We start from the raw sequence: 14,349 nt of genomic DNA, 5'->3' as shown, positions 1-14,349 counted from the left end.
CAGGTGAACTCCGCATCGCAGACATCCCCCAGGCCATCCCCATCCGCATCTGCCTGATCGGCATTCGGGTTATTCGGGCAGTTGTCCACGTCGTCGTCAACACCGTCATTGTCCGCATCCGTATCACAGGCGTCACCGACCCCATCGCTGTCGGCATCTGCCTGGTCCGGGTTCGCGGTATTCGGGCAGTTATCCATTTCGTCTGCCACGCCATCGCCATCACTGTCGTTCACCGTATCGCAGGCATCGCCGATGCCATCACCATCGATGTCGGCCTGATCCGTATTGGCTGTCAGCGGGCAATTATCCAGGCCATCCAGCACCAGATCATTGTCATCATCCGGGTCACAGACGTCGCCCAGCCCATCACCATCCGTATCTACCTGGTCGGCATTGGCAATCAGCGGACAATTATCACTGAGGTCATCCACACCATCGCCATCCAGGTCCACATCACAGCTATCACCGATGCCGTCCCCATCTGCATCCGCCTGATCCGGGTTACTGACTGTAGGGCAGTTGTCACTCGCATCGTCCACGCCATCGTTGTCATCGTCGGTATCACAGACATCACCGATACCGTCCAGATCAGAATCCAGTTGTGTGGCATTAGCATCGTTGGGGCAGTTGTCGAGCAGATCCGGCACGGAATCATTGTCGTCATCCGTATCGCAGGCATCACCCTGACCGTCGCCATCATTGTCCACCTGGTCGGCATTGGCCACATCGGGACAGTTGTCCACATCGTCCGCGACGCCATCGCCATCACTGTCGGTCAGCGGGTCACAGGCATCGCCAATACCATCCCCATCCGTGTCGATCTGGTCCGGGTTACTCACAGCGGGACAGTTGTCGATACCATCGTCAATACCATCGCCATCGCTATCGGTGTTGCTGTCGCAGGCATCACCAACACCGTCACCGTCTGCATCCGCCTGGTCGGTGTTGGCAGTCAGGGGGCAGTTATCGACGGCGTCCAGCACCAGATCATTGTCATCATCGGGATCACAGGCATCGCCCAGGCCGTCGCCATCGGAATCCAACTGGTCGGGATTGGCGATCAACGGGCAATTGTCGCTCAGGTCATCGACACCATCACCGTCCAGGTCAAGATCACAGCTATCACCGATGCCATCACCATCACTGTCAGCCTGGTCCGGATTGCTTACCGTCGGGCAATTGTCGGCGCCATCGTCAACGCCATCACCGTCATCATCGCTATCGCAGGCATCACCCTGCCCGTCCAGGTCGGTATCCAGTTGGGTTGAATTTGCGGTAAGCGGGCAGTTATCCAGCGCATCGGCCACACCATCACCATCGGTATCGTCATCGCAGGCATCGCCAGTGCCGTCACCATCCAGATCTTCCTGGCCAGCATTGGCCACAGCAGGACAGTTATCCACATCATCGTCGATACCATCACCATCACTGTCGTTGTTACCGGTATCACAGGCATCACCAATGCCATCACCATCACTGTCAGCCTGATCCGGGTTACTGGTCAGCGGGCAGTTATCGCTGCTGTCGTTGACACCATCACCGTCGTCATCCGCATCACAGACATCACCCATGCCGTCGTTGTCGGTATCGGTCTGGTCCGCATTGGCAGTATTCGGGCAGTTATCCAGGTCATCGCTGATGCCATCCCCGTCGCTGTCCACATCGCAGGCATCACCAATGCCGTTACCATCCGTGTCTGTCTGATCCGGGTTACTGGTCTGCGGGCAGTTATCGCTGCTGTCCTCTACACCATCATTGTCATCATCTGTATCACAGGCATCGCCGGTACCATCACTGTCTGTATCTGTCTGGCCCGGGTTGGCAACAGCAGGACAGTTATCCACACCATCATCGACCCCGTCGCCATCGGTGTCCGTATCCGTGTCACAGGCATCCCCGACACCATCACCATCCGTATCAATCTGGTCCGTATTCGCCACGGTCGGACAGTTATCGTTGCTGTTGAGGATAGTATCGCCGTCAGCATCGTTGTCGCAGGCATCGCCAAGGCCATCACCGTCCGCATCGGACTGGCCGGGGTTACTGACAGAAGGACAATTGTCACGGTTGTCAGGAACATTATCGCCGTCCTGATCAGCATCCCTATTAACCGGGGGTTGCGAGCGAGAACCATCTCCATCCGCACCACAACCAGACAAGCCCAAGCTGCCTATCAACAGCAAAACGGGTACCCACCAAGCTATATGAAACCGTCCCTGACTCTTCATGCCACTACTCCCTAGACAATGCATACTTTCTTCACAGACTACTCTCGGATGTGACGTTTCCGTCAATCTCACTGTTGAAATTCTGTTGTTTTTTGGAAAGGGAATACAGTTACAAACTGTTCTTTTACAGTTGGCATGACAGTAGTTGAAAATTTCGCGATAAGCGGTATGAATTTTTCATAAAAAAAGCGCACCAATAAATTGGCACGCTTTTCCCAAAATCCTTGATGTTAAATTTGACTGAAGCTTATTTGAGAAGGTTGTTCTTGATGTCCTTCAACCCTTCCAGGGTGCTGTCCCAGGTTTTTTCCACACTGGCCTTCACATCTTCCCAGCGGGCGCTGCTGTCGTTGCGCAGCTCATCCAGCCGTGCCGCCAGTTCCTGGCGTTTTTCCTTCAACTCCAGTTTGCGGTTTTCCCACTTGTGGCGAACGTCCTCACTGGCCTTGTCCGCCTTGACTTGCAACTGGTCAAATTCATTATCCAGCTCGTTCAGCTTGCCTTTAATCTTTTCGATGAAAGCATTGCGATCCATCACAATCTCCTTTCAATGAATGGGTACCTCTATCATGGGGCTGCATCACTACTTTTCCATGGCTACTTTGTAAAAACCAGCAGTTTTCCTGACCTTCCCTTTCACAGCCAGTCTATACCCGACAGGCAGCTAGCCATCTTCTTGCTCCAGAGCCGACACATAGCCGAGATAGCGATTCTTGATCTGTCTGACGTACTTAACCGGCTCAGCCCCCCGGACATAGCCATAACGAGCCTGACGGGCGTATTCCGGCCGGGAAAGCAGCAACATGGCCTCTTCCACATGGCCAAACCATTTATCCGGATCCTTTCCAAGACGTTCCGCCAGCCGGCGAGCGTCTTCCACATGACCATGGCCCGCATTGTATGCCGCCAAGGTAAAATACAGTTTTTCAGCCAGGTCCAGACGCGCCGGAAACCGCTGTTCCAGCCAGTCCATATAGGCAACACCGGCCGCCACTCCGTTCTCAGGCCGGGTCAGGTTGCTGTAACCAAACTGACGCCCCGTACGTGGCATTACCTGCAACAGCCCCTGGGCGCCGGCAAAGGAGCGTGCCTTGGGGTTGAAGCGACTTTCCTGGTACATCTGCGAGGTGATCAAGCGCCAATCCAGGCCGTATTTCAGTGACTCACTCTTTACCAGATCATCATAGGGTGAAATGGCTTTACCCGAGCCGACACGATAGGCCTCATGGGTGTTGATGGTTTTTTTCTCGCGGAAATAACGATTGTAAGTGATGTTGTAATTCAGGCCCCGATACTGACGGGCGATATAGCTGTCTAGCTGCTCTTTGAGCGCCTTCTGCTCCTCCCGTAGCCCCCAGCCGATCTCCTTGGCAGGCTCGAATTCGAACAGCACGGCAATGTCTTCCCGATAGGTGGATTCCATGGCGGCGAGATGACTGTCGGCCATGGTGAGATCGTATTCGCCGTTGGCGACAGCATTGATCAGCATCTCGGTACTGGCGCCCGGCACTTCCTGAACGATGAAAGGAAAATCATTCTCCAGTAGCTGCTGCAGGGTATCGTAATAGGCAGTTTCCGGGTTGACCGCTATGGTACGGCCAGCCAGTTGGCCGATGTTTTCCAGGGGTTCTTCATCGGAACGCCCGATCAACTGCTCGTTTACCTCCAGATAACGGTCACTGAACATCCAGCCCAGCTTCTTGCGATCCTCAGTGATCGTCATTGAGGCGGCAATTACATCGCCCTCTCCCGCCTGCAACGCTGCAAACATGGCTGAAGGACTGTCGCGAACAACAACACTGACACGCAACCGGTGTTTCTTGGCAAAGTCGTTAATCAGGTCATAATCGAACCCCATCAGCTCACCACGCCACATGAAATAACTGGCAGGATTGTTGGAGGTAATGACCCGCAACACCCCCTGCTCCTTGATCGCTGACCAGTCACGCTTTTCCTGTACTTTCACAGACGACATAACCCGCTCACTGGTTATGAACTGATTGATGCGATCCAGCAGTTCGGTGCTGTCCTGCCGCACTGCCCAGGCGATGCGCCGCTTTCGATTCACCACAGGCCCAATCGCCGCATCGGCATCAGGACTGATAAGGATATCCAGCATATTGCTGTCGATAATGGTGGCGCCCAGGTCTCCGGATTCCACGCCTTCAACCAACTCCTCATCGGAGAGGTCTGCATCCAGGATTTCCACCGAGATGTTGTCGTAACGGCGCGCCAGCCTCTCTGCGGTTTCCTGGTAAGAGGTACCTTCCGGAACCGAGATAGTAAGGTTTTTCAGCTTGGCCAGGGTGATACCTGCCTGCTCTTCAGGTACGACCAGCTTTTCCTGTACGGCATTTACCGGGGTGGAAAATGCCAGACTCTTTTGACGTTCTTTGGTAACCGAATAATTGGTAACAATAATGTCGGCGACACCCGCATTGATCAAAGCGCCAAGCTCAGCAAAGCTCTCCGCATAAACCCAGCGGGGCTGCAGTCCCAGTTCCCTGGCAAAGGCCTCTGCCTGGGCCTGGTACTCTCTGGCAGGAATTCCATCCCGCGGCAACCCGGATGGCTCATCAAAGCGGGGCGCAAGCAGCCGGATATAGCCACGTTCCCGCAAAGCGGGAAGATCACCGGTTTCTTCATAGTTCTTGAAGGTGCTGACGACTTCACCAACCCCGGGCTCCTTGTCGCAACCGGCCAATAAGGAAACCAACAAATACACTGTCAAAAGAATGCTGGTTCGCATGATGTCCCCCCTTTACTGCTCTGGTTGTCATTATTGGGTCTTACAGACAGGGTAACGATTTCGAGGACGGTGGGCGATTATTTTGTCATCGCGCCATAAGAGGCATGGTGCAGCCTTGCGGCACACAATATGAGACAAAAAAAGGGGCCCGAAGGCCCCTTAGAGAAGGAGTGCTACAGTTAGAGTTGCTGCACACAGGTATCGTGTACGCGCACTTCACTATCTGCAGAAATCAGGCCACCGAATTCCAGCGCCACAGCATCAAACGCGGTAGCGTCAGCATCCACTTCAGTACCGATGAAGGTCTGTTCCGGGCCGCCCAGCAGGCCTGCAACATCCAGGGCCAGCAAGCCACCGCCAACGGTGAAGCTGTCGACTTCCACGCCATCGTCATAGAGACGGAGGGTCAGGAAATCACCAAGCACACCCAGATCCAGCAAGCCAGTATTCGGGTTACTGGTGACAAAGCCGATGTTCACCAAACCAGTGAAATTGGTATTGGTGCTCTCGGTCACGGTCAACCGGGTTCCGCCAGCGACGTTCAGGGACAGGTTCATTTCCGCGAAAGTGCCATTCATTTCATCCAGCACCAGCTCAGGGGAAACCACACCACAACCAACACATACGCCGAAGGTTTCACCGGTCGCGCCGAAATTGGCAGCAGTGAGAGGCTCGAACGGACCGCCTGCGGTGCAGCTAAAACCATCCACATCACACACATCACCAGTGCCGTCTTCATCCACATCTGACTGGTCAGCGTTGGCAGTGTTGGGGCAGTTATCACACACATCACCCACACCATCCGCATCAACATCTGCCTGATCCGGGTTCGGAGTTACCGGGCAGTTGTCATCGTCGTTGGGAATGCCATCGCCATCATCATCATCTTCACAGACATCACCAATGGTATTGGCATCCGCATCTTCCTGACCCGGGTTCGCTACCAGTGGGCAGTTGTCACAGACATCGCCGATGCCGTCACCGTCACCATCTTCCTGGCCCGGGTTCGGGATTACCGGACAGTTATCGGTGTCATCGGGGATGCCATCACCGTCTTCGTCATCGGTACAGGCGTCACCGATACCATCACCATTGGTATCAATCTGATCCGTGTTCGGGACCAAAGGACAGTTATCCTCATCATCAGGGATGGTGTCGTTGTCGGTATCGTCATCGCAGACATCACCGAGTCCATCACCGTCAATGTCGCTCTGATCAGAGTTGGGAATAGTCGGACAGTTGTCTTCATCATCAGGGATACCGTCATTGTCCTGATCGGAAATCCGGGACCCCGGGTTGTTGCCGTTACTATCGCCTTCGGCTTCACAACCGGCCAGCCCAAAGGCCAGAGTGGTTGCCAGCAGAAAAGCGAACAGCGTTTTCATATAAGTGCTCATTGCTACTCTCCTACTGCTCGCTGACGCGGAATTCCACGCGGCGGTTCATGGCACGACCGGACTGATTTTCGTTGCTGGCAATCGGCTCCAGTTCACCGTAACCGCGAGCGGTAAGGCGATCCGCGTCGATGCCCTGATCAATCAGATACTGGCGTACGGATTTGGCACGCTTGTCAGACAGACTCTCGTTGTAAGACGCTGAACCGGTGCTGTCAGTATGGCCGGCAATCTCAACATTAAAGTCTTGCTGGGCCTTCAATGCTTTGGCCACACGATTCAGAGAGGGGCCTGAGCTTGCGGTAATTTCTGCTGAATTCAGCTCAAAGTTGATGTTGTTGAAGGTGATCGTCTGATTCATGATCATACAACCATCAGAATCGACTTTGGCGCCTTCAATGGTATCCGGACACTTGTCACGGTCATCCGGCACGCCATCACCATCACTGTCCACGAAGGGTTTCTCTACGATTTTTTCAACTTCGCGGGTTTCATAGACGATCTTCTCGACTTCTACCACCTTGGTAACGCCCAGAGGAATTTCCAGGCCCAGAGAGAAGCGCCAGTCGTTGAAGCCGCCTTCGTCCTCGGAAAGGCTGCCGGAAACCCCATCAAAATCGTCATACATGTAACGGGCTTCAGCACGCAGCTTCAGGCCGTTATCGAAAATCGGCCCGGTAACCGCACCAACACCCACATTGGCATGCAAGTCGGTACCGTCATCATCATCGGGAACAACGTCATTGTAGATAGCACCGATGTTGGCAAGCACAAACGGCGTAAAGCCTTCACGATCGCCAAAGGCATAGGCGATGCCGGTGCTCAATGCATACTGGTAAAAATCCGTGCCACCCTCAACATCGGTATCAAGACCATAGGTAGCACCCTCAGTCTCCCACCACCAGTGTTCAGAGAGCTCACGGCCATAGATCAGGCTGGCACCGAGACCATTACGGGAAATTTCCCGATCCTCGTCGAGCACCAGGTAGCTTGCCATGGGCGCCAAGTACTGGCGTGTAGAGTCACCTGCCTTGTCTTCTGCCAATGCCTGGTTCGCAATGGCCACAGAAAGCGCAAGAGCTGAGAGTCGAATGCATCCTTTCATGATTACCCCCCTCGGGTATGATTGATCTGTGCAATTATTGAAATAGCATTGGGCGCGCTTTAAAACCATGAACGAGTGCCGTTACGTTGCTTTAATGTTGCCGAATGGTTGCTGGCACCCTATTTTGTTTCTGAGCGTATCCTTTCGTATCGAAACGAGTGAAATGGCGCCGTTTCAAGGGTTATATTTCATAACAAACCCAAATGTGGCACGATAGTACAAATTAACTGGAACGCCATTTCTCATGCGAACATTGCGCACCCGCTATCTACTGCTCTTACTCTTGTTTGTCGGCATTTTCGGTGGCCTGCTGCACACCGCCTGGCCCTTCCTGTTTTACCCCCGGCAGAACCTGTCTTTCTCTTTCCCTGTACAACCGATAGCAGCGGACGCCTCAACAGCAAAAGCAGGTATCGCTGAACGGGACATTACGCCGCCCGCCGGCATACCCAAGTTTGGTTATTCCGCGTGGGCAAAGGACGCAGACGGCTTTCGCACCCGGCTCAAGGCAAGGGCGTTCTACCTGAAAAGCCCCGGGCAGATCCCGCTTGCTATCGTACAACTGGATCTTGGCTCCGGTTCGCTGGTGCTGCGCCACCGGGTAGCAGAACTGATCGCCGATGATACCGATGTGCCTGCCCATGCCGTGACCCTGCTGGTTACCCACACCCACTCCGGTCCCGGCCAGTATCTCGGCAGCGATTTCTACAACGTGTTCGGCAGTAACCGGCCGGGCTTCGACCCGGCCCTGTTCGAGTTTCTCAGTCAACGTATTGCCGACGCCGTCATCAACGCCTATGAATCCAGGCGCGAGGCGCGCTTTGCCGTGGGTCAGAGCGATCTGTTTGGCGTTACCCGCAATCGCTCCATCGAGGCTTGGACCAACAACTTCCCTGAGCGGGATCCCACCAACGCGGATCCCATGCAGGCGGTCAACCCCACCATGACCTTGCTGCGCATTGATCAGCGCCAGGGAGACCATTTCGTACCCTCAGGCGCACTCAGCCTCTACTCAATCCACGGAACCGCCATACCGCCCTTTACCCGCCCCTACCATGCGGACGTCTGGCACTGGATCAGTGACGAACTGGAAAGCGAAATGGCCGGTAATAACCCCCAATTCATCCACGGCGCCGCCCAGGCTACCCATGCAGATAACAACCCGGCCTGGAAAGAAAATTTGCGGGGTGACCTTGAGGCCGAACGTATCGGCCGGGCACTGGGGAAACATGCGCTCAGACTTTTTGATTCTCTGGAAAGCCAGCTCACCGACAACCTGACCACCGCCATCGCCAGCCGCCAGCTGGATTTGCTCGACGACATCGATACCGGCCGCTTCGGACTTTGCGAACGAGCCATCGCCGGTGCCTCCGTCGCCGGTGCCGCCAACGGCGACGAAGTCTTCCCGGTTTCCTATCTCCCGTTTATGAAAGAAGGCTGGCCCCGCCGGGTCTTTACCGATAACTGCCAGGGCGTGAAGCAATGGATGTTGTCCAAACTGCAACTGCTGTTGCCAGCAGAACGTTTCCCCCACCAGGCCCTGTTCCAGATCGTACGCATCAACAACCTGATACTGGTTCCCCTGCCCTGGGAAATCACCCTGGAAAGCGGCAACCGGCTTCGCCAGGCGGTGGCCAGCACCCTGCCAGAAGGCACCGACTGGAAAGTGGAAATTTCCAGTCTGGCCAATGGCTACTTCGGCTATGCCGTCACTCCGGAAGAATATGCGCTGCAGTACTACGAGGGCGGTCATACTCTTTATGGGCCGCATACCCTGGATTTCCTGATTCAGCAGAGCGAAGGGCTGAGCCGGGAGCTGCAACAACAAGGTGACATTAATGACATCCCGGCCCAGCAGACTTTTTCCCTGCTCAGCCGGGAATACTTTCCTGACTCGCTGGCAGGTCCGGGCACACGGCGCTGGTTAAACGAGCCAAGGCGTCATGACGGTGATGCCACCACCGGCCCTTACTGGAGCCTGCTACTGGAAGCGGAACCGGCTAATCAGCTCACACTGGACCGCCCTCTACTGGCTGTTCACTGCGACAATGGCGTGATGATCAGCGATGACAGCGCCGAGCTACAGCTGCGGCACCAGCAAGACACGGATAAAAGACGCGGTCATTATGAGGTGCGCTGGTACCCTGCCACACCCTCTCCTTCCGGATCCTGCCGCTTTTCCGTTAGTGCCAATCAGCAGCAACCCGTGTTGTCCGCTCCCTTGCCATAGCCTGCTCAGCAAGCTGCGCTGAGTCCGCCTCGCATCTGCGATATCACTCAGCGCTTTGCCGACAACCCTGTCACAACCTCAGACGAGGTATGGCCGTTAACGGATGAGCCATGCCAATGGCACTGCTACACTGAAAACGTGCTACAAGGCACCGCTTTTTCTCCCGGAGATCTGCCATGCGCCCGCTGCTTCGCTTTCTGCTACCCGCCCTGCTCGTTGCCGGTTGTGCCAGCACTACCCAGGTGACAACCCGCTTCACCGCTGAAGGGAGCCATCCTCCCCAGGAAACACTGCTGTTGGTTGCCCATACCCCGGAAGGCAGCACCCGTGAAACCTGGGAGCTGACCTGCAAGGAAATATTTTCAAGTAGTTCGTTGACCATTTTGCTCAGCCACCAGGAATTACCGTTATGGTACGAAGGCGGAAAAAACCGCATCCTCGACTGGGCGCAGAGCAATGATGTGCAACGGGTTCTGGTGGTGGAGCTCACCCACTTGCTGATCGATGCAGCAGCACCGCCCACGGCGGGCAATCGTCTCAACCCCATGGACCAGTCCGCCGGCGAGATGAAACCGACCTGGCAAGTGGGTCTTGGCGGCGAACTGGCCCGGGAAGACGTCCCGGAGGCCCTGCGTCAACACGGCGCGGAGCTGGTCAATGCCGACGGCAAACCCCTGTGGACCGGTATCGCCACCACTCACGAAGCCAGTAACACCGTTGCCATTGCCAAGAGCCAATGTACGGCCCTGCGCAAGACACTCAAAGAACACGCATTAATACCCTGACAACGGAAAATAAAGACTATGACTGGCCCACTGAACGGACTGACCTTTATCGAACTGGCCGGCATCGGCCCCGGCCCCTTCTGCGGCATGATGCTCGCTGACATGGGCGCCACAGTGATCCGTATTGATCGCCCCGGCGGCAACCCCCACGCCGCCGTCGGCCATAGCGTGCTGTTTCGCAATCGGCAGAACCTCGCCCTGGACCTGAAAAGCCCGGCAGGCATCGAGACTGTCCTCAAGCTCTGTGAAACCGCCGACGGCCTGTTCGAAGGCTTTCGCCCGGGTGTGACCGAACGCCTCGGTATCGGCCCGGAACAATGCCTGGCCCGTAATCCGAAACTGGTGTATGGCCGCATGACGGGTTGGGGCCAGACGGGTCCGCTGGCCAAAGCGGCCGGTCACGACATGAACTACATCTCCCTGTCCGGTGCCCTTCATGCCATGGGCCGCCAGGGAGAAAAACCGGCCATTCCGCTTAACCTGGTAGGCGATTTCGGGGGTGGCGGCATGATGCTCGCCTTCGGTATGGTCTGTGCCGCCCTGGAAGCCCAGCGCTCCGGCGAGGGCCAGGTGGTCGACAGCTCCATGGTGGAAGGCTCCGCTGCCCTCATGGCCATGTTCTATGGCCTCAAGGCCCAGGGCATGTTCACCGAAAACCGCGGCACCCACATGCTCGATTCCGGTGCCCACTTTTATGAAGTCTACGAAACGGCGGACGGCAAGTTCGTGTCCATCGGTAGTATCGAACCGCAGTTCTACGCCGAACTTTGCCGCATCGCAGAGTTACCCGCCGAGGACTTTGATCAGCAGATGAACCCGGCCATGTGGCCGGAAATGAAACAAAAACTGGCGGCGGTCATCAAACAAAAGAGCCGTGATGAATGGACCGCGTTGATGGAAGGTACCGACGTGTGTTTCGCGCCGGTGCTAAGCATTGAAGAAGCGCCTTCACACCCGCATAACGTGGCAAGAGGTTCCTTTGTCACTGTTGGCAATACCGTGCAGCCGGCACCGACACCGCGCTTCTCGCGCAGCACCACCGGCGATATCAAAGCCGCAGCCAGCGCCGGAGCCGACAGTCTGGCGGTTCTCCGCCAGGCCGGTTTCAGTGAAGAACAGATCGACACATTGATCAGCAGCGGCGCAGTAAAGCAGGACTGACCTGAGCCACTGTTGGAGCCTTGCTCGCAAGGCGAAGGGTTCTATCAAGTGCTGTGCAGCCTGGACCTTCGCTTTGCGAGCAAAGCTCCAACAGCATCTTTTTCGGGGCAGCAGAGCCCCCGGCCGCAAGCCGGGGCATTCTGACTAGCGGAGGACACCATGAGTGCAGTAATACCCGGAACATCCCTGGCCATTCACCCGGAACGCTTTCCCGACCCGGTGGATGATCTGCCAACTGGCGGTATCCAGAAAGCCGTTCTGGCGGGGGGATGTTTCTGGTGCGTTGAAGCGGTCTACCTCAATCTGGATGGCGTACTCGGGGTAACCTCCGGTTATGCCGGTGGCCATGCCGCCCGTGCCAATTATGAGGCGGTCTGTACTGGTACCACCGGCCACGCGGAAGTGGTGGAAATCGAGTACGACAGCAAGGTGATCAGCTACGGACAGCTGCTCAAGGTGTTCTTCTCTGTGGCCCACGACCCCACCCAGAAAGACCGCCAGGGCAACGACCGCGGCACCCAGTATCGGTCCGCCATTTTCTATCAGAGCCCTGAAGAAAACACGGTGGCCGACGCTTATATCCAGCAGCTGGACAACGCCGGAGCCTTTACGGCCCCCATCGTGACCACTCTGGAGCCTTTGGAGACGTTCTACCGGGGTGAGGACTACCATCAGAATTTCGCCAGCCACAATCCCAACCAGGGTTATATCGTTCACGTGGCCAGGCCCAAGGTGGAAAAACTGATCCACGCCTTTCCCGACCTGCTCAAGGGGAATACGCAATGAACACAACACACTCAGCCAGCGGCCATGATCTCACTCCGCTCAGCGACGAGGAGAAACAGCAACGAGCAGAACACCTCACTGATGAGGAAAGGCGCATCCTGCTGAATCAGGGCACCGAGCCACCCTTCTGCGGTGGCCTGCTCGACAACAAGGAAAATGGCGTTTACCACTGCAAACTGTGCGAGCTGCCGCTTTTCGCCGCCAGCGCCAAATTCGAGTCGGGCACCGGCTGGCCCAGCTTCTACCAGCCCTTCGACCCTGAGCATATCCGCGAACTGCGCGACACCAGCCACGGCATGACCCGGGTGGAAATCCGCTGTGCCCGCTGCGACGGCCATCTGGGCCATGTATTCCCGGACGGTCCGCCCCCCACCGGCCTGCGGTACTGCCTGAATTCAGCGTCGATGGTGTTCAAGGCGCAGGATTGACCCACCCCATCCGTAGGTGCGAAGCGAATAACGTCGCTGGCGGCGCGATAAACCAAAACCTCAAAAGACGTATTACCACAGAGGACACAGAGATCACTGAGGAAAAGACTGTTTTTTTCTCTGTGTGCTCTGTGTCCTCTGTGGTGAAAAAGCTTTTAATCCTGGGTTAGTTATCGCGCCGCAAGCGACGCTCCTACAGCCAGCCATCCCGGCACCACAGCACCCCTGACTTGACCGCAGCGTACAGCGGCAGTTTCTGTCATTGCCTCGCGCAACACCCTGTATACCATCGGAAGTGACCCCCAAGTCACGATAATCTGGCCGCAGCCAGAGCAATGGAAATCACAGGAGGCACCATGAACGCCGCGACCCCTGCCCCGCGCCGCGAGGAAAGCGCCGAACAACGCTGGAACCGCTTTTCTGTCCTCAAGACCGGAGAGGATTACCTGGCCAGCCTGCGCAACCGCGGCACTCGCCTGTTCCTGTTCGGCGAGCTGATCGATGAGCCCGCTGACCACCCGATCATCAAACCCAGCATCAATGCCCTGCGAGCCAGTTACGATCTGGCCATTGAGGATCCGGAATTGGCCACGGCCTGGTCCCCGCTGATTGATGCACAGGTAAACCGTTTTCTGCACATCGTGGAATCGCCGGCGGACCTGGTGAAAAAGAATAAAATGCAGCGACGCATGGGCCAGATTACCGGCACCTGTTTTCAACGCTGCACTGGCCTGGACACCATCAGTGTCCTGCATTCGATCACCTACGAGATCGACGAAAAACACGGCACCCAGTATCACCATCGTTTCCTGGATTTTCTCGGTGAAGCGCAACGCAAGAATATCCTTATCGCCGCTGGCATGACCGACCCCAAAGGCGACCGCAGCAAGCGCCCTGCCCAGCAGAGCGACCCGGACATGTTCATGCGCGTGACCCGTCGCACGGAAAAGGGCATTTACGTAAAAGGCGTGAAAGCCCATATGACCGGTGGCTGGAATCAGCACTGGATCTGCGTCATGCCCACCATGAATCTGACCGAAGAGGACCGGGATTATGCGGTGGTCGGCATGATCCCCGGCGACGCGGAAGGCATCACCTACATCTACGGCCGCCAGAGCTGCGACACCCGGGCCATGGAAGGCGGCGACATCGACCAGGGCAACGCCGAATACGGCGGCCAGGAAGTGCTGGTCTACTTCGACGATGTATTCATTCCCCATGAACATGTCTTCATGGATGGCGAGTACGAGTTTGCCCAGGACATGGTCGCTCGTTTCACCGCCTACCACCGGGCCAGCTATGTATGCAAAACCGGCCTGGGGGATGTACTGGTGGGCGCCGCCGCGTCCATCGCCGAATACAACGGCCTGGAGAAAGTCAGCCATATTCGCGACAAGCTGGTGGAAATGGTGCACCTGAACGAGACCATCTACTCCTCCGGGATTGCCAGCTCCCACGAGGCAAAGCAGATGCCCAGCGGCAT

General features: G+C 56.4%; 11 protein-coding genes. 6 read left to right on the top strand and 5 right to left on the bottom strand.

Annotated features, from left to right (window positions below; all coding sequences use genetic code 11):
• The 5 genes from HUJ17_RS11335 to HUJ17_RS11315 all read right to left on the bottom strand — a co-directional run.
• A partial coding sequence (locus HUJ17_RS11335) for a thrombospondin type 3 repeat-containing protein (protein ID WP_290510793.1) occupies positions 1-2,165 on the bottom strand: 2,165 nt, incomplete at its 3' end.
• Between the two features lie 310 nt (positions 2,166-2,475).
• Positions 2,476-2,763, bottom strand: coding sequence for a hypothetical protein (locus HUJ17_RS11330; RefSeq protein ID WP_290510792.1), 288 nt, complete (start codon positions 2,761-2,763; stop codon positions 2,476-2,478).
• Positions 2,764-2,892: 129 nt separating this feature from the next.
• A complete protein-coding gene (locus tag HUJ17_RS11325; RefSeq protein WP_290510791.1) occupies positions 2,893-4,977 on the bottom strand; it encodes a transporter substrate-binding domain-containing protein in 2,085 nt (694 codons plus the stop codon).
• Between the two features lie 179 nt (positions 4,978-5,156).
• The gene (locus HUJ17_RS11320; protein WP_290510790.1) at positions 5,157-6,374 is read right to left on the bottom strand and encodes a thrombospondin type 3 repeat-containing protein; all 1,218 of its coding nucleotides are present in this window, start codon (positions 6,372-6,374) and stop codon (positions 5,157-5,159) included.
• Positions 6,375-6,384: 10 nt separating this feature from the next.
• Positions 6,385-7,476 (bottom strand): OmpA family protein, encoded by a 1,092-nt coding sequence (locus tag HUJ17_RS11315; protein ID WP_290510789.1) that lies wholly within the window; start codon positions 7,474-7,476, stop codon positions 6,385-6,387.
• 244 nt (positions 7,477-7,720) lie between these two features.
• Between HUJ17_RS11315 and HUJ17_RS11310 the strand changes: the two genes are divergently transcribed.
• The 6 genes from HUJ17_RS11310 to HUJ17_RS11285 all read left to right on the top strand — a co-directional run.
• Positions 7,721-9,706, top strand: a complete 1,986-nt coding sequence (locus HUJ17_RS11310) for a neutral/alkaline non-lysosomal ceramidase N-terminal domain-containing protein (protein ID WP_290510788.1) — start codon at positions 7,721-7,723, stop codon at positions 9,704-9,706.
• 176 nt (positions 9,707-9,882) lie between these two features.
• Positions 9,883-10,491 (top strand): hypothetical protein, encoded by a 609-nt coding sequence (locus tag HUJ17_RS11305; protein ID WP_290510787.1) that lies wholly within the window; start codon positions 9,883-9,885, stop codon positions 10,489-10,491.
• Positions 10,492-10,509: 18 nt separating this feature from the next.
• Positions 10,510-11,652, top strand: a complete 1,143-nt coding sequence (locus HUJ17_RS11300) for a CaiB/BaiF CoA-transferase family protein (protein ID WP_290510786.1) — start codon at positions 10,510-10,512, stop codon at positions 11,650-11,652.
• A 159-nt stretch (positions 11,653-11,811) separates the two neighbouring features.
• Positions 11,812-12,438: a peptide-methionine (S)-S-oxide reductase MsrA gene (msrA, locus tag HUJ17_RS11295; protein ID WP_290510785.1), complete on the top strand. Its 627-nt coding sequence runs from the start codon at positions 11,812-11,814 to the stop codon at positions 12,436-12,438.
• Positions 12,435-12,866, top strand: a complete 432-nt coding sequence (gene msrB / locus HUJ17_RS11290) for a peptide-methionine (R)-S-oxide reductase MsrB (protein ID WP_290510784.1) — start codon at positions 12,435-12,437, stop codon at positions 12,864-12,866. Before msrA ends, msrB begins: the two co-directional genes overlap by 4 nt.
• 356 nt (positions 12,867-13,222) lie before the next feature.
• Positions 13,223-14,349: 4-hydroxyphenylacetate 3-hydroxylase N-terminal domain-containing protein (locus HUJ17_RS11285; RefSeq protein WP_290510783.1), on the top strand; the 1,127-nt coding region annotated here is incomplete at its 3' end.

This window comes from Alcanivorax sp., from assembly GCF_014762765.1.
Taxonomy (GTDB): Bacteria; Pseudomonadota; Gammaproteobacteria; order Pseudomonadales; family Alcanivoracaceae; genus Alcanivorax.
Note: the sequence above shows the minus strand (reverse complement) of the source record. Positions and strands in the feature narration are given on the sequence as shown.